We start from the raw sequence: 17,341 nt of genomic DNA on the forward strand, positions 1-17,341 counted from the left end.
GTTACAACTAAAAACATTATCAAAGGTCCAACAATGTCAGAAAACACATCATCCATAGTATCCAAGGTATGGAGCTTCTGCAACGTCCTGCGTGACGGCGGGGTCAGTTACGGAGATTATCTGGAGCAGCTGACCTATCTTATTTTCCTGAAGATGGCCAGTGAGTATAACAAGCCGCCCTATAACCGGGATATCGGGATTCCTGAAGAATACTCATGGGAGGAATTGAAACAGAAACGGGGTGCAGAACTGGACACTCATTACAGGAAGCTGCTTGAGGAAATGGGGAAAAAGCCCGGTATGCTCGGCCAGATCTTCCTTAAAGCCCAGAACAAGATCAGTGACCCGGCAATGCTGTACAAGGTCATTGATATGATCGATAAGGAAAGCTGGGTCATGATGGGTGTGGACACCAAGGGAGAGATCTACGAAGGGCTCTTGCAGAAGAATGCGGAAGATACCAAAAGCGGTGCAGGCCAGTATTTCACACCCCGGCCTCTCATCAAGGTCATGGTGGAATGCCTGCAGCCCGAACCCCTCAAAACCATCGGAGATCCCTGCTGTGGTACCGGTGGGTTCTTCCTGGCAGCCTATGACTTCCTCAAAAACCGGGAAGGAGGATTGAACCGGGAACAGAGCCGCTTTTTGAAAGACAAAACGTTTTCAGGCAACGAAATCGTGGCCGGGACACGCAGGCTGGCACTGATGAATCTCTTTTTGCACAACATCGGTGAGATCGACGGAGAACCGATGATCGACAACACCGATGCACTGATTGCCGACGCAGGTAAACGCTACGACTACGTCCTCACCAATCCCCCTTTTGGAAAGAAGAGCAGCATGACCTTCACAAACGAAGTCGGGGAAATCGAAAAGCAGGATCTCACCTATAACAGGCAGGATTTCTGGGTCACTACAAGTAACAAACAGCTCAACTTCTTGCAACACATCCGCACCATGTTAAAAGCCGCAGGTCAGGCAGCAGTGGTCCTTCCTGACAATGTTTTGTTTGAAGGCGGAGTTGGTGAAACTGTACGCAAAAAACTTCTTGAAACCAGCGATCTGCATACCATACTGAGATTGCCTACAGGCATCTTCTATGCAAACGGTGTGAAAGCAAACGTGCTTTTCTTTGAAGCAAAAAAGGCTGCTAAAGACCCCTGGACAAAAGAAGTCTGGATTTATGATTATCGTACCAATGTACATCATACCCTGAAAAAGAATCCGATGAAATACTCCGATCTTGACGACTTCATCAGGTGCTATAATCCGGAAAACCGTTTCAACCGGGAAGAAACCTGGGGTGAAGACAATCCAGAGGGACGTTTCCGTAGATTCACCTACGATGAAATTGTAGCACGGGACAAAACCAATCTGGATATATTCTGGCTCAAGGACGAAAGCCTCGCTGACCTTGACAACCTGCCTGAGCCTGACATTCTGGCAAATGAAATTGTGGAGAATCTTGAATCAGCTCTTGAAAGCTTTCAGGAGATTATAACTACGGTTAATGTGCAGGATGAAAAACCAGATGAAGAGGGTTAACCAGATAAACTCCTATGAAGCCTTGAACGCCCTCTGTGCCAATCCTCGGCGATATTGTGATTATGCTCTAGGCCCGCCTGCCCCAGTGGATACAGGATTATCGCAGTCAGATATATGCCACTACACCGGATACCCCATAGGAAGCCCACAGAAGGCCGTGACAAAGAGCAACCCTCAATCAATGTGTAGGCCCTGTCTACCCCTCTGCGCCTTGTGAGCGGGCTCTGTGTTAAGCCTCGTGGATATTTGGGCCTAACTCCCTTCTAGACTGTCAACCTATGCAGTTATGCGCACATATCCGCCAGCCCCCATGAATGACACCACTCATCCGTCAAAGAATTTCAACCCACAACCTGCTAAAAAATAACCAAAAAAGCCGCCTGTTGGTGGTTTGTACATCGCCGGTTATGCAATGACGGCACAAAACCGTTCCCTTGCTAGCGATAAGTCACAAAACCCTGTCAAAAGCCCTATTGTTTTATTACACGTATTTTTATTATTTCACGTATTAGGCCACCCTAATTTTAAATTTAAGTGTGTCGTATAGAGTTTTTTACCCTATAGAGGGGGGTTTGTGACGTATCGCTATATAGCGCCTTGTTTTAGTATGACATTAGTTTACCATCTAAATTTTTTTATGTCTAAAACACTAGCAGGCGGGCCCTAGGTTTTCGACAGTAAATTTTGGAGTTTGACGTCTTTAAAAACCAGTTAAGCCTAGAAGTAAATAATCATATATCAGCAGGCGGGTTATAATAATAAAGGATAATAAAACACAAAAAGTAAACAACAAGTTTATAAGGTAAAATAGTTTAAAATGTTAAAGTTTGACGGATTTGTGACGGCACTGTAAAAATTTATTTGAAAAATATGGTAGTGGTGAACACGGGCTTAGAATCATATTGTCTGGAGTGACAGACCCGTGCTCATGGTAGTGGTGTGCCAGTGGAATTTGAAATCATTTAACAAAGGAAACAAAATCTTCAGATTATAACAATATAATGGAAGTTGAAAAAAGTCTTTTAAATCTGAGTCAGAAACTGTTCATGTATGTCAGATCCAAAAAGATAAAAACGCATTAACAGTAATAGTTTTGTTGGGTTTAATAAAGAAGAAATATTGAAACATATTTTCACAAAAACAACCATTGATGGAAATACATCGCCTCCATTTATTTAATTTTTGTATCTCTAGCAGTTAAATTGAATCATCAGAGACAGTGAATTGGTGGATAATTTTTCCGTAATGGAAAATATGATTGAATAGCTCATTCATAATCAAAACTATAATAAATATATTCACCATAGGGTTCGTCTCCATCTGAATTACCTTCTTCATCTTTTATTTCAATCGGTGTTAATTGCTTATCTTCATCATAAAACGAGATATCATTCTCCTTCAGAACACTGAAATAATCATCATTATCTAAAAGACCTGAATCATTTGGCGTAATCCATCCTTTCATTGTTGCTTCATAAGTCAACAACCACTTATTTTCGTATAGTGATTCTGATGTTAGTTCATCAGCTAAAAAAGATGTATCTAAATCTGAATCAAGTAAATTTTTGTTTATCAGATCCAACACCAAAACCTGTGGAATAACATCATTAGAACGAAGAATCGTATTCGCAAAATTTGCTGGGATTTTTATTTCAAATGTCTTAGCCATCCATAAAATCCATGAAAGTTCATAAGAATGCTTTTTGTAAAGATGTTGACCAAGTAATGTATGAATCAGATCTTTTATTTTGTTTTGGTTTTTAAATTCCTTATAATACAATAAAATTTCTATAATTGGTTTTATTGTTTTTGCATCCAATAAAGTGCATTTAAATAATAGCGATTCAAACAAATCCCAATTTGATTCATAAATTTCATATTCTTTTATTCTTCTGATCGCATACTTAAGTACATGTTCACTTCTGTGTTCATCGAACAAATCAAAGGCCAAATTAAAATATTTCCAAATATCTTTTTCTTGCATGGATTCGTTTTTCCTTAAAGAAAAAGTACTTAGAGATAAAACCCATGGATCATCATAAGCCATTGGATAATGATTAATAATTGTTTTTTGTTCGTTTAAGACTAATTGATACTCATTTAAAATAGATTGTAAATAGACAATAAGGTTGTCAACATGATCTCTGTTTGACAAATAGAAGCAATAATCATCATAGTACCTATAACCCTTAAGATCAGGGAATTCTTCTTTAAGTTTTTGATCTATTGCACAAAGTATAATTTCAGCAATAATGTGAGAATTATCAGGCCCGGTAGGAATTCCATTTGTTTGGCCTGACTGACACGCTCTCATATATTTATCTAGTACATTGCCATAATATCTTTGGTAATCATTACGATTGTTTTTTGCTTCCTCTTTGGTATGCAATGCCCACGGAATTGAATGTGTGTAAATAGAAGGGTAAAACCAGGAAATATCTGTTTTTAGTTCAAACATTCTATCATAAGAACAAGTAATACATTTCTTCTTATATTGCTGAAATGAGTTTAGAGTTTGTATCGAACGTTTATTTTTTGGATTTTCAAAACAATTTTCGACGGGCCTGCTTGTAGAAAGTTCTGATTTACTACAATGAGCTTTTATTTCTGCCCAATTATCAATTATGAATTTTGATAAATAAAATTGAGATATGGGGTTCACAATACTTAGTTTTCTTCTAATATGATTCTTTTTAGGAATCAAGTAATCCGTAAGTTGTGTATTTGGTATTTTAGGAACATCATTTCTAGATGTCGGATTCCATTGTGAATCAATTATTTGATGTTTGCTTGCAAAAGATTCTGTTGAAAATGCAGGAGGTAGTTCTTTTGGAAAATATCCATTTTCAAGTAAATTTTTAAGATTCATTGTGAAGTTTATACTATCGTATCAACATTTAAATTTTTGTATTCATTTCAAAAAATTTTGCCGAATTCTAGTGTACTTATAACTAAAAAGAATAGGGCAGTATATAGTTAATAATAAAAAAAGCAAACACTTAGAAATTGTTTATATGACTTTACATTATGAGATAATTGCCGAAGAAAACATGTTGAAAATATTCCAGCCTTTATGCAATAACAAGATTGACTGCCACTACTTCCAATGTACTGGATAAATGCAAAGGTATTAATTATAACAAAGAACGGGAAGGACAGACCAAGCCATTAAGCAATACGATTCTTGAGTATGTGAATCATCCATAACATAAGTTTGAGGATTATATTGGTGTTCTTGAAAGGAAGCATATTGATATTGATGGTTTCGTGTATATTGGCAAAGAGGCCAATGAGATTGATGAGCAAACTATGGACGTTTCAAGGCCACAGAAATTCTTGAATAAGGGATATGTTATGCAGAAGATACTTGATTAATCTCAAAAACAGGATGAGGAATGGGGAGTAGATAGAAAGACGTTTCAGAGAATCAAGAAGAGGATAATTGAGAATAGTGACATTAAATTGAATACTGTTGCTGTAAAAAACTAACTTCATCTTTACTTAGTTAAAGTTAGTAATAAGAAAACGTTTTCTAATGTTAGAGATAATAAAAAAACTATGACGCGGCTCAAAGAAAACACTATTAACCAATTATCACGCTTGATTTGTGGTGAGGATTTTGATTTTTTACCGTATCGCAAATCATCTCAATTAACTGATTTTTTTCAAGAGCTTGGTTTTGACTATACTCATGATGGATCTACCCGAAGATATTGGGTAAGAGACGTGTTAAGCGAAATAAACACCGAAACACCTTCAGATTCCGTATTTCCGTCTCCAGAAATAATTGCTGTAATTGAACACATATTAAATCCAGTGAATTTTCTTGATCTTCCTGATTCTGAAGAAAAACAAAATTTAGGCATTGAACGTGTAAATAAGCTGTTATCTTTACAAGACTTGTTTGTTGAAAAAGAAGAAAACGGTGCTGTTCAACTTCATTCTAGAAAAGGTGACTTTGTATCTACATCAGTAAATAGGGATGAGAAAAAAAGAGTGATGACTTTTTCTCCTTCTGTTTTTGAATTGCCTAAAGGTTCCACAATGAAAAACTGCGTTTCCATAATGATGCCTTTTTCGAAAGAATTTGATAATGTATATTCCGCAATAAAAGCAGCCTGTGTTAGCGAAGGAATACCCTTTCACAGAGCTGATGATTTCTGGAAAAATAGTGTCATAATTCAAGATATTTTTGAACTAATATGCCGTTCATCAATTGTTATTGTTGATTTTTCAAATAGAAATGAAAATGTATTTTATGAAGCTGGTATTGCCCATACTTTAGGAAAACATGTTATACCAATAACTCAAAGTATCGACAGTATACCTTTTGATTTGAGACATCATCGGCATATAGTATATCTAAACAATGGCGAGGGTTTGAGAGGGTTAGAAAAAAAGTTGATTGACCGGCTAGCTTCTCTAAAAGAATAAGTTTTGGAGAGGCGATGTTATGAAAAAAGACAATTTCGTCTATAAAGGGGAGTAATAGATGAGTCATGAAGAACATTCTAAAATAACAAACGGTATCTATGTGTCTTTTGGAGAATTTGTAATTAATTCTGAATTAGTTGTAGAAAATATGAAACTATGTATTTATGAAATGTTTAGTAAAAGAGTGCTTAGTAATACCTTTGAAGGGCAGCAGTACTTAAATCTACTTTTAGCAGATTTTACATCCGCCCCTGTCAGGATGAAAATGAGAGTACTCATGGTTGAATCCTATATTAAGTTATCCAGAGACAAAATTCTCTGGTTGTTTTTTATTATTCTGTATGAGAAATCAAAACAAAAAAATATACAAAATATTCTCAAATGCAACCTTTCATAATACTCAATAATCTTCAGGCAATATAATTGTGAATTTTCCTATTTCGTTTATTGCAATATAGATATTCTGCCGTATTCCACTGGGCAATTCTATCTCTCCTGCTGAAGCTAAAGAAATCGGGATTAATAGTAGGAGTACATTGAATAAATTGAAAAAATAGGGCGAAAGAAGGGCATTTTAATTTGAATACGAAGGAGATGAGGAAGATATCCTTAAGTTTAATTTAATTATTCTCTAATCTATTTACTCAAATATGCTTATAAAGACCCATTTTAATCTTCCCACCTTCACCGAATTCAAGCTCTGAAAAACTAACTCCTTCAAGAAAGGTCATATCTGAATCTTCATAGCGGATTATATCTGAAATCGGGAGCTTTTTTAGTTCCTTCCACAAATGAACTTCAGCAGTAAAACCTTTTAACTGATACATTTCAGTTTCAGAAATCTCCATTTTATAGATTTGGTCTTTATCAGCAAATGCAACTTTCTTTTGAATTCGAATTCCATCTTCTGGAATATCTTTGAATATTTCACTTTGTTTTACAATTACTTCTTGATAGAACAGTTCGTTCAAAGATAACTTTTCATTATTGGACATGAATTTTTCTTCATCACTTTCAAATTTAATATTATTACCATTATAATCAACTAATTCAAAAGTAAGTATTTTTATAATTTCATATTGCTTATGTATTACTGGTAGACAATCACCTAAAAACCAAGAATGGATATCTTCTTTGCCGATTTGACTTAACACTCGTGTTTCAATTCCATAATGTTTTGCCGTTGTTTTTGCTGGTTCTGTAAAATCGTTAGATGAAACAGCTATTACTTTTTGAACGTTGAGATTTTGACACTTTGTTGCTAATTGCTCAATCCACATTGAATCCTGTTTAGTATTTCGATCTCTGCATTCTATGATTATTGTTAAAGGTATGGAGCCAATGTTTGCTTTAATTGAGATATCAACTTCTCTTTGCTGCCCAGTAATTTTGTCGATTAGAAAATCTGGAGAGGTAATTTCATATTCGTCTTTTGTTAATATTTTATGTAGCAGAGAAACCGTTTCTTCTAATTCTTTCCCTTTTCGTGCCATTAAAAATTAAATTAATTGTCATGGTTAAAAAAGTATCTGATAATGATTTCTTTTTAATGATAAATGTGGTTATTTGAGTTTTTTATTTTTGGGTAAAGGTGTACATTTTTTCTTAGGAAATTAAAAAAATGGTTGTGCGTACAGAGTGCAAAACGCCGTACACTTTTTTCGCGTTGTATATATCCCAGAAAAATAGTGCGGGGATATAGTTATCTTAGATTTTTTGTACGGTATCTGTATTCTTTGTTCTTACTTAAAATAGAATGATTTATTTTAATAGTGGTTTTATATATTTGACAATATATTAATTCAAAATATGTTTTGGTTTAAGAGAAATTATTTTGTACAAGTATATTTAATGATTGGGTATGAAGAAAGATGAACTTTTTATTAGAGAGTTTATTGTTGGATTAGGCTTTGTAAGTGGTTTATGGATTGCTGTTGGAATAAATCCAGAATCCCTAATAATTGAACAACTAGTAAAAATTGGGAATACATTAACACCAAAACATAATTTTGGGTTTCTATTAATACTACCAAGCATAACTACTTTAATATCAATTATAAGTGCGTGGTTTTATGGTGGAGTTTTGGGTATGATTGCTATATTACTTGCTTTTATTAGTGGCATACTAATAATTCATTTTACCATGATAGCATCTGTTTTTTTGATGCTTTCTTTATTATTGGCTTCATTATCTGTAGATAATAATTATACTTATTGAATTGATTCATGGCCTTAATAAACATAATTAATAAGATAGTTATTGAGATTAGATATGGTTTTGTATTGTAATTCTATTAAGTCAGGTAATTTTTTAACAATTGGTAGTTCTTGGCTATAAATACTTGTGGGATATATGACATTTCTAAGCCTTGATTTGCTATTACTTTTTGTTCTTATCGGATAACGTGATAATATTGAATGAGTTAGTGGGATTTTTGCTAAAACATAAAGTGGTCCCAATACACTTATGAATTTAAGGGCCTGCAATATTATTTTTTTTATATCAATCGAAAGTTGCAGTAATTGTGAGTCATTCAATTCAGATTAAATATTAACAGATCCCAATTGTTCTTTATCTATATATTCACATTTCTCAAAATTACTAACTAATTGATTTATATTGTCTTTCCATTGTTTTAGATCTATCGAAGATTGATCTAAGGATTCAATACTTTTTTTAATAGAAATTTCTAATTCAGAGACACTCTGAAAAATATCATTTATCTCGCGGGTTGATAAGAAATAAGGATTACGCTTAGATTTTTGCATCTTGCCAATTTCCCGCAAGCCATTTTCACAGTGTACTATATTTTCTTCAGGTGATATTTCAATCAAAGAAAATATTTCATTAATTTCTGGAATATGATTAAGTAATTTAGCAGATCTTTGATATTTTTCTTTTTGGTCAATAAGCATTCTTTTATATATTTCCATAGGATCGTGTCTGATTTCTAGCATGGATTCTTCATCGAATTTTCCAGAAGATAAAGCAAGTGCTTTGTTTGCCTTTTCCACACTTTGGGCAAAGAAAAAGATTGATTGTGGATAACATTTATTTTCATATAATACAACTGAAGATTTTAAATCAGATTTTGCGAGTTTTACAAATTCTTTTACATATTTCATACTCATTCTCTCGTATATAATTATGCCATATTTATACCTTCACTCAAAAAACACAACAAATTTATAATTCATCATATAAATCTTACTGCATAATAATTGTGTGATAAATTATAAATTTGTTGTGTTTTATTAAGTGTGGGGAACAGATTTCTATAGAAATTACTACCTCTGGATAAACAACACAGATAGATATTATAATGATAGATTTAAATGAAAAATGCTTAATAAAGACCTACAAAATATATAATATGAAGAAGAATGAAATTTTAATTATGGAATATCAGATACAATTTACTTGGATTGAATAGCATGGGCACATATAAAAAAGAGACGCATAGCAAAGACTTATATGAGCTATATAAGCATGCAGAGAAAAACACAAAATCCGATTTCATTTCTATTTTTCGATGGTTGCGTAATCAGAATCAAATACTTGGCATAAACGATTTACTCAAACTTCAACAGTATAATTCTCCTAACTATGGACATTGGGAAGTACCACTTTCAGTTATCCAATTATACAATATATTGCTTAATTCGAGAAAGTCTAAAAATATTCTTGATCCAGTAGGGAAATTAGGTTTGTTAGGGGGCATAATCTCAGAAAATGAAAATGTTCAAAATGTCGACATTGTAAGCAGTTTGCATGAATCTGAAGAAATAATACAATCAGTAAATATGCCAAAAGTTTCGCTTACTATTGGAAATATTATTGATCTCAAAGATAATTTAAAAGATAACTACGATGCAATAATAGGCATACCACCAATAAATAACAAGGGGGATGTCAATAATAATTTAGTGGAAACTGCAAAAATGTTGTCCAAGGAAGGAATAATTGCTTTTGTAGTACCACCTCGCATTGCTTGGGATAAAAGCAAAAAATCAATAAAAGTGTCTCTAGAAAACAACGGATTATACCTGTCAGCATTATTGCAATTCCGTCCGGGAACATTTACTACAACAAATATACCTTTTTATCTTGCAATTTTTGAAAAAGTCAATCATGATACTTTGTTCGTAGGGGAAGTTCCTGAAAAATATGATGAATATGATGAATTGATAAAATGCTTTTCAAAAAGAAAAGAGGGAGAAACTATAAATCAAGGAAGATTGGTAGACCCCAATAATTTTAATGGGATCAAATCTCTCAAAGCAAAAGAAAGAGCAAAAAAACTTGCTTCAGAAAGAGGACTTAAACCCATTCCTTTTGATAAGGTAGTTCACACAATAAATACTCCTAAAAAGAGAGGAAAAGATTTTGAAAGATTTGATGAACACCCAGATGCGGTTTATTTGCCTCAAATGGCAACAACAGAAGCAAAAACTCATCAAAACGATCTATCTCCGAAATTGAAATCATATTTGCAACTGATAGTCAATCATGATGTTGTTTTACCTGAATATTTAGCTGAATGGCTTAATACAACATTGGGTATTGCCTTTCGGGAATCAGCAATGCAAGGAATAACTATACCCAGAATAAATAAGAGCAATCTTCTATTAAGTAACCTTTACTTGCCTTCTGTTATAGATCAGCGTAAGGCATTAGATGCTCTTCTTTCAATTCAAGAAATGAAGTCTGATCTAGATGAGCTTGGGTCCAAAATATGGTATCAACCTTTAAATGTGTCAGAGGTCATAACATCTTTAGAAAAAATTAATAGAGAGGAAGTATTTGGCGATTGGATAGAATCTCTTCCATACCCCCTCGCTTCAATTCTTAGATCATATGATACAGTAGACCAAACAGACAAAGACAAATATGAACGGCTCTTGCTTTTTTATGAAGGATTTGCTGAATTTTGCGCAACGGTGCATATTAGTGCATTTAAGAAACAGCCAGCTATTTGGGAGCCATTGAAAAATAAAATAAAACAAGTAATGGCTGAGAATAATTTTTCATTTGAAAAACCAACTTTTGGTTTGTGGGCCTCTATAACAAGTATATTGGCGAAAGAATTACGTTCAATGATTAATGGAAAACAAGATGATAAAGATGCTACAAATGCACTTTATGAAACAGCTGATTTAGAACCATTAGAAATATTGTCATCCAAATCTTTAGTTAATTTAATAAACGAAACTAATAAAAAACGCAATGATTGGAGTGGTCACACAGGGGCTGTTTCCCAAAAAGAAGCTCGTGAAAGACATGACCACCTGAAAAACCAACTATCAAATTTGCATAAAATAATAGGTGATCTCTTCCAACAATATAAGCTTGTGGAGGCCGAGCCATCAGGAATTGATGCTTTGACAGAGTCAAAGTTTAAGTGTAAAGTTAAATTAGTAATGGGTTCAAATCCTCTTCTTGAACGTCAAACATTGCAATTGAGTATGACGTTAATTACAGGGTCATTATATATGTATAACATTGGAAATGATAGGGTTCTTGAACTGGTCCCATTTATTCAGGTCACTGAATCTCCACAATCTGCTAGTTACTTCTATAATAGAGTGGAAAAAGAAGGGTTACGCCTTGTTTCTTATCAAGTTATTAATGAATCAGAAATATTTAGAAAAAATCAGTACCTAGAGGATTTGATAAAAAGTTTTACTTAATGAAAGAAGGGAGTTATGAAGATTCTAACTATTACCAAATATAATATAAAAAGTACTCTTAGACAGTTTCCAAAAAAACAATCATTAATGATGAAAATATATTCTTTTCATCAGCATTTCGAGTATCCATGCACAAAGTGATAAATGTATTTTGAGTAGTAGGTCCTTTCAAAAATAGATTAATGCAGTTTGGTCAAATGTTGCTTTTTATTAGTTAGTAAGTATAAAATACGAATTAATATAATTTTTTGGTGGTTGTATTTTTCAATTCTACCTATAACCCCGATTTTATGTGTGAGTGATAAAATTCGAACCAAAACTTTCTAAAATTCTGAGTATCTTATTTTCAGGATACCTATATCCCAGAAAAATAGTGCGGGGATATAGTTATCTCTAATTTTTTGTACGCTAAGTATTTACAGACTTATTTAAATTAACTACTGGGTTAATCTTTTAAATTGAAACCCAGATAAATGTACAGAACGTTCAATTCACATCTTCTTTTAAAAGAGTGTCACTTTTTCGCAAAAGGAACATTTTTATAATAAACGGTTTATGATCCATTATCATTATACTTTTTTATAAAATGATGTAATATATCATGTTAAATATAGTTTGATTATTGGGTGGTATTATGTATTGCCATAATTGTGGTTCAGAAATAGATGATAATGATGCTGCATTTTGCTCAAAATGTGGAACTAAAATCAAAAAAATAGAAAAAGAAATATTGTCCTCTACACTTGATGTAAAAAATGAAGAAAGTAGGAAGGATGAATCATATATTGAGTTAGATACAGCCAACCAAAATAACACATCTATTAAAAAAGAAAATCCAGATTCGTGGGTTTTTATAAAAATATGTGCATATATAATTTGTGCTGTGGTTATTTCTTCCTTATTTATAGGCCTGTATAATATTGGTAGTGATTTTTATGGGGGTGAGGGAGCGTTTGTACAAGGTGAAGGTGGAGAAGGATTCGTTGCTTCAAATTCTGATATTACCCATAGCTTAACACAAGAACAAAAAAACACTCAAATTTGTGAAGAAATTGTACAAAACTACTATGAAACCCATACATACGTATCGGATGATGTTTTTGATTGCGATAACATGGCAATGGATGTTTGGAATTTAGTAGAAAGTAAAGGAATAAATGCTGAAATTGCCGTGGGTAATGTAGATATGAAGGATGCAAATTTAGAAGATATCAATCATGCTTGGGTAATAGCAGAAGTTTCACCACAAAATTGGGTAGCTATAGAATGTACCAGTGGTTATCTTACATATGATGATGTGTATTATTCGGGTTGGTTCTTTGACAACCCTAAAAACTATCAAAGTTTTTTAAATGTATATACCACTTGGGAATATAAATATCAAGAATATGAAAATTATAGATTATATTATAATGAATTGGTTGAACAGTTTAATGAGGCTGATGCCTATGAGCAAGCCTCACTAAGAAGTGGTCTTGAAATTGCAAGAGAAAATCTTCATCAAAAAGAAAGAGATTTTTTACAGGCTAAAACCGAATTAAATGCATTATTAGAATATGGGTAAATATCATTATGAAATTGAATATATTTCAAAAACATCTTTCCAGAAAACTTCAAGGACTGCAACAATTAAAATTACAGTTTCATCGCGAAAAGCTTTATTGTTTAAATTATTGATTTTTTCAAAATTTATTTCAAATGCTTTGTTAATATCTTGTATTCATGGATTTTATCATTTTGAGACATAAACAAAATAATGTATGTCAACACTTATTGTTTTATTGATTCAGAGCTTTACATAAAAGCATCCATAATTCTCTCCATATTCCTACTCTTAAAATTCAACTCTCCTTCCTTTGCTTTTTTCTTCAAGTAAGCCAAAGCACTCCTATGTTTAATTCCAATCCTTCTGGCATCTTCAGGAGTTAAACCAAGAATAAACTTCTCCACTGCTTTTCCATCAATGAACTTTTGAGGTCTTACAACATCCAACTCCTGCTCATCAATATCATTGGCCTCTTTACCAATATACACAAACCCATCAATATCAATATGTTTTCTTGCAAGAGTGCCAGTATCACCCCCAAACTTATGCTCTGGATGATCTATATACTCAAGAATCGTATTGCTTAATGGCTTGAAATAGTAAGATCCTTGCCTGACTTCTCCAGTCTGATAATCAATAAAAGACTCATAAACTATCTTCTGATAATCCTTAGTAAAAGGTGCTAAAGGCTTGACAACCTTGTCATTTTCTTCTGTTGTCTGAAACCCAACCAGAAAGAAATTGAATGGTTTGATCTGTTCTCTCCATTCCTTGACAGCATTAAGATCCTTGAATCTATCCAATACATTGGAAGTACTGACAGTAAGCTGAGAGATTGCATACAGGCTAGAATATTTCTCAACAATATCTTCCTCAGAAATAATCCCATAATGTAACTTGAGTATATCTTGCCAAATTTCAGCCTGCCAATCTTCAACATCCTTTGGAAACGGATTTGTTAAATGACCAAGCCCATGAAGTTTGTAAGATCTCTCTCCTTCCATGAACTCAATTTTATCCTTGTTTAAGTTGTAGAGTGCATATCTCTTGGAAGAGATCCCATAAAACCACATATCCTCTTTCTCAGGCTTCAATAAAGGAATATCCAGAGCATAAGGATTCAATGGCTGGAAATAATCAACTATCTCCTGTGCATTTTCAGGAGGAACAAAGATTGAATCTGTATCCATATAAGCATGAGTTCCACCAAGTTCTTTGAGTCTGGCTTCAGCCATAGCCAGAAAAAGCCTTGAACCTGCTGTAATCATGACTGCCACAAAAGGATGATAGAAATTACCTGGCTTTTCAAACCTATTCTCTGAAGTACTGAAATCATCAAGCCCATAAACCTGAATATCACTTTTCTTATCTTCTGGATTAAGTTCAATAAAGATCCCATAACTCATTGCGTTAACAAGAATCTTGATGGCCTGTGCTCTGCTCTTTAGATGTTGATATTCAGGATCTTTTTTATCAAGACTTTTCATATCCTGTTTTATCTTTTGCCTTTCCTCAACCATTATCTTGGTTAGGCTTTCTTTGGATGGATCAATATTTATTCCAAGTATCTCCTGAATGTTCAAGTCATCCTGAATCCCAACAGGAACAAACTTGACAGCCTCTATGATCTCAGGGGTCTTTCCAGTTAATAGGACAGAACCGATAACATCAGGCAAAGCATACCATAAACCATCTTTAGAACTTACATGATTTAATCCAACATTATAACTCTCATTCTTGCCTTTGTAATCCATCCTTACAGGCAATATATCCTCATCTGGTTTCAATTTAACAAGGATATTGAAATGAGGCCAGTTATCTGGATTTTGTAAATAATCAAGATCTATATTGGAAAGAATCTTTTTTGCTTCCTCTGTTGCATCTTCAGTCTCAATCCTGTCAGCAATCAAAAATGGCCAGAGATCCAACATTAAAGTAATAGTAGGATACATACTGGTAAAATCAAGAACTGTAACTTGGGTTGGTGTTTTCCTGATCTTGCATTCACACCTGCCACCAAAATAAGCAGTCATTATATTTCCTAACATCTCAGGAGAGAAATCAGGATTCTTTTCTAAAAATGGGTTTATTCCAATTTGTTTCATGGCATGTTTACCAAGAGAAGCAGCACTAAACACTCTGGTTATGGGTATATCAATACCATAAAGATCCAGTTCTTTCACAAGTTCCCTGTAAACTTCAAAAGTAGTTTTGACATCAGTTACAAGATAGTCAATATACTTCTCAGTAACTCGGCCATGTTTTATATTCTTCTTTTTCTTAATGTTGGTATTGAGCCTCTCTCCTACCTTATCAAGTGAAATATGATTCTTTGATTGAAGGAGTACTTCAGCCAGTTTTTGAGCATCTAAAAAGTATCCCCCAAAATACTCTTTACCCTTGTTTTGCTTGGTTGTTGTGAATTTGAAGGAATAAGCAGTACCAAGTTTTTTGATAACAATTGGGGGTTTAACTCTATCATCTGACAGAGTAAGAGTAAACCCACCTTTGTTTTTCCCTCTGGAATTTCCAGATCTCTTGGCTATCCTGCTTATATCAAAGGCCAGATTGAATCCAACACATAAAGTTTGGAAATCATATACCTCTGTATAGAACACATTATCTACAAAATCAGATAGAGTATAGATAGATATAGTATGTCTAGATGCATAGATATTCAAGGCTCTTGTTTCCCTTACATCCAGCATTGAAGGATCATAAAATAACCCTTCATGCTGAATATAGCCATCCTGATATATCTGGAAATATCCAATTTTCATGTTTTGGTACTGGTCTGTTGTAGTCTCAGTATCAAAGACCAATACTCTATCATGTCTCAAAGGTGTGGTTGGAGTTTCACCCTTCCATGCTTTCTTTTCTTTGTGGGTGTATCCCCTCACAGCAACCTTAGTCATGTTTCATCAACTCATGTCCATAACTGAGCAACTGATCCCCTATACCCCTGAGTAATGCACCAACTGAGATAAACCAAAATCCCCTCTGTTCAATAGGTTTGGCCTTTTTTGACCTTTTTTTAGGACTTACCTTGTTCTGTTCTGCTGTAGTTTTGAAATGGCAGCTCTTGCATAGAGGAATTGTTTCATCAGAATTGCATCTACCATAAACATGATGCATCTCTATGACAGAAAGATCATCCTCTCCACATTCAACACAACAAAGAGATGTTTGCTTGTTTCTCTTCTGCTTCCTTGTAGCCTTTAGATATGTTTCTTTATCCATCTGTATCACCTCCTTTAGCTCTTGTAAATCTCCAGAAATTCAGGTTCTTCAATAGTTTCTCCAATTTCATACAGTCTCTCAAGGCTGGTCTCAAGTCTGTACTCGTTACCATCAGCATCCTTTATCTTCATATCCTTGAACTTCTCAAGACCTGAAGGATCTCCTGTTTTCAAGGCCTTCTGTACAGCAGCAAAATATTTTCCAATCCTTGATCTATCTCTGGAATTGGTGACAACAATACTGGTTACTCCTTCATCTTCAGAGTAGATCAGCATTTCAGACTGAATAGAATCAGTTTTTGTGACCTGCCATCTGCCACCCTCTTTTTCCAGATGTGTTCCAAGATGCTTGAGAGCAAACTGTTTGTTTACTCCAAGTTTACTGGTGGCCTCACTCAGAGTTTTACCATGTCTCATTTTCCTCAAAATTTCAAGGGATAGGTTTCTATCCCTTTTCTGACTTGAAGACAGGTTTTGCCATACTGTATTGCTGAGGTCATAATCACTTATCTTCAGATTCCTTAATTGCTTCAGACTTTTATCAGGGGAATACTGATGTTTCCTGATTATCCCCTTTGCATACCTGGAAGTCCTTGATTGAGCATTGAGCCACTCACCATAGGTTCTGTGCTTTCTGGAGAAACGTGGTCTTCCCATTATTTCTCAGCCTCCCAGAGTTTCAGTAATGCTATCCTGATAACTTCAGCCTGAGAGCATCCAAACTTATCTGACAACTGTACAAGTGTCTCCTTGAGATAAGGAGAAAGTGTTGTTATTATTCTTTCACTTTCATTCATTGGTTTTCACCAATAGACTGTATGTACAGCCATACTGATATTAACAATGATATTGATTTTAATACTAAAATGAGCATTAATGATATAAA

General features: G+C 34.0%; 13 protein-coding genes. 6 read left to right on the plus strand and 7 right to left on the minus strand.

The window, feature by feature from the left end; all coding sequences use genetic code 11:
- The first annotated feature begins 33 nt into the window (after window positions 1-33).
- Window positions 34-1,545, plus strand: a complete 1,512-nt coding sequence (locus BHR79_RS01160) for a type I restriction-modification system subunit M (protein WP_072560446.1) — start codon at window positions 34-36, stop codon at window positions 1,543-1,545.
- 1,267 nt (window positions 1,546-2,812) lie between these two features.
- Here the strand turns inward: BHR79_RS01160 and BHR79_RS01165 are convergent.
- Entirely contained in the window at window positions 2,813-4,414 is a 1,602-nt protein-coding gene (locus BHR79_RS01165; protein WP_072560448.1) for an RNA-directed DNA polymerase, read from the minus strand.
- Between the two features lie 689 nt (window positions 4,415-5,103).
- Here BHR79_RS01165 and BHR79_RS01170 point away from each other — a divergent pair.
- Both BHR79_RS01170 and BHR79_RS01175 read left to right on the plus strand, forming a co-directional pair.
- Complete coding sequence (locus BHR79_RS01170; protein WP_072560450.1) at window positions 5,104-5,979, plus strand: hypothetical protein; 876 nt, start codon at window positions 5,104-5,106, stop codon at window positions 5,977-5,979.
- A 58-nt stretch (window positions 5,980-6,037) separates the two neighbouring features.
- On the plus strand, window positions 6,038-6,376 hold the full coding sequence (locus tag BHR79_RS01175) for a hypothetical protein (protein WP_072560451.1): 339 nt from the start codon (window positions 6,038-6,040) through the stop codon (window positions 6,374-6,376).
- 247 nt (window positions 6,377-6,623) lie between these two features.
- On the opposite strand, the gene BHR79_RS01180 is transcribed toward BHR79_RS01175, so the two are convergent.
- Entirely contained in the window at window positions 6,624-7,472 is an 849-nt protein-coding gene (locus tag BHR79_RS01180) for a restriction endonuclease (protein ID WP_072560452.1), read from the minus strand.
- A gap of 368 nt (window positions 7,473-7,840) precedes the next feature.
- On the opposite strand from BHR79_RS01180, the gene BHR79_RS01185 reads away from it, so the two are divergent.
- Window positions 7,841-8,197, plus strand: a complete 357-nt coding sequence (locus tag BHR79_RS01185) for a hypothetical protein (protein WP_072560453.1) — start codon at window positions 7,841-7,843, stop codon at window positions 8,195-8,197.
- A gap of 326 nt (window positions 8,198-8,523) precedes the next feature.
- On the opposite strand, the gene BHR79_RS01190 is transcribed toward BHR79_RS01185, so the two are convergent.
- Window positions 8,524-9,105 (minus strand): HEPN domain-containing protein, encoded by a 582-nt coding sequence (locus tag BHR79_RS01190; RefSeq protein WP_072560454.1) that lies wholly within the window; start codon window positions 9,103-9,105, stop codon window positions 8,524-8,526.
- A 309-nt stretch (window positions 9,106-9,414) separates the two neighbouring features.
- Here BHR79_RS01190 and BHR79_RS01195 point away from each other — a divergent pair, with 309 nt between their 5' ends.
- Window positions 9,415-11,670: a DNA methyltransferase family protein gene (locus tag BHR79_RS01195; protein ID WP_072560455.1), complete on the plus strand. Its 2,256-nt coding sequence runs from the start codon at window positions 9,415-9,417 to the stop codon at window positions 11,668-11,670.
- A 634-nt stretch (window positions 11,671-12,304) separates the two neighbouring features.
- Window positions 12,305-13,234, plus strand: coding sequence for a zinc ribbon domain-containing protein (locus BHR79_RS01200; protein ID WP_072560456.1), 930 nt, complete (start codon window positions 12,305-12,307; stop codon window positions 13,232-13,234).
- A gap of 230 nt (window positions 13,235-13,464) precedes the next feature.
- Here BHR79_RS01200 and BHR79_RS01205 read toward each other — a convergent pair whose 3' ends face one another.
- The 4 genes from BHR79_RS01205 to BHR79_RS10615 are packed head-to-tail and all read right to left on the minus strand — an operon-like array spanning window position 13,465 to window position 17,252.
- A complete protein-coding gene (locus BHR79_RS01205; protein ID WP_072560457.1) occupies window positions 13,465-16,131 on the minus strand; it encodes a DNA polymerase in 2,667 nt (888 codons plus the stop codon).
- A complete protein-coding gene (locus BHR79_RS01210) occupies window positions 16,124-16,456 on the minus strand; it encodes an HNH endonuclease signature motif containing protein (RefSeq protein WP_072560458.1) in 333 nt (110 codons plus the stop codon). The genes BHR79_RS01205 and BHR79_RS01210 overlap by 8 nt, the downstream gene beginning before the upstream one ends.
- Before the next feature lie 14 nt (window positions 16,457-16,470).
- Entirely contained in the window at window positions 16,471-17,112 is a 642-nt protein-coding gene (locus BHR79_RS01215) for a hypothetical protein (RefSeq protein WP_072560459.1), read from the minus strand.
- Window positions 17,112-17,252 carry a hypothetical protein gene (locus BHR79_RS10615; protein WP_169818151.1) on the minus strand — a complete coding sequence of 47 codons (141 nt, stop codon included), beginning with the start codon at window positions 17,250-17,252 and terminating at the stop codon, window positions 17,112-17,114. Before BHR79_RS10615 ends, BHR79_RS01215 begins: the two co-directional genes overlap by 1 nt.
- Window positions 17,253-17,341 lie beyond the last annotated feature (89 nt).

Source organism: Methanohalophilus halophilus (assembly GCF_001889405.1).
Lineage (GTDB): Archaea > Halobacteriota > Methanosarcinia > Methanosarcinales > Methanosarcinaceae > Methanohalophilus > Methanohalophilus halophilus.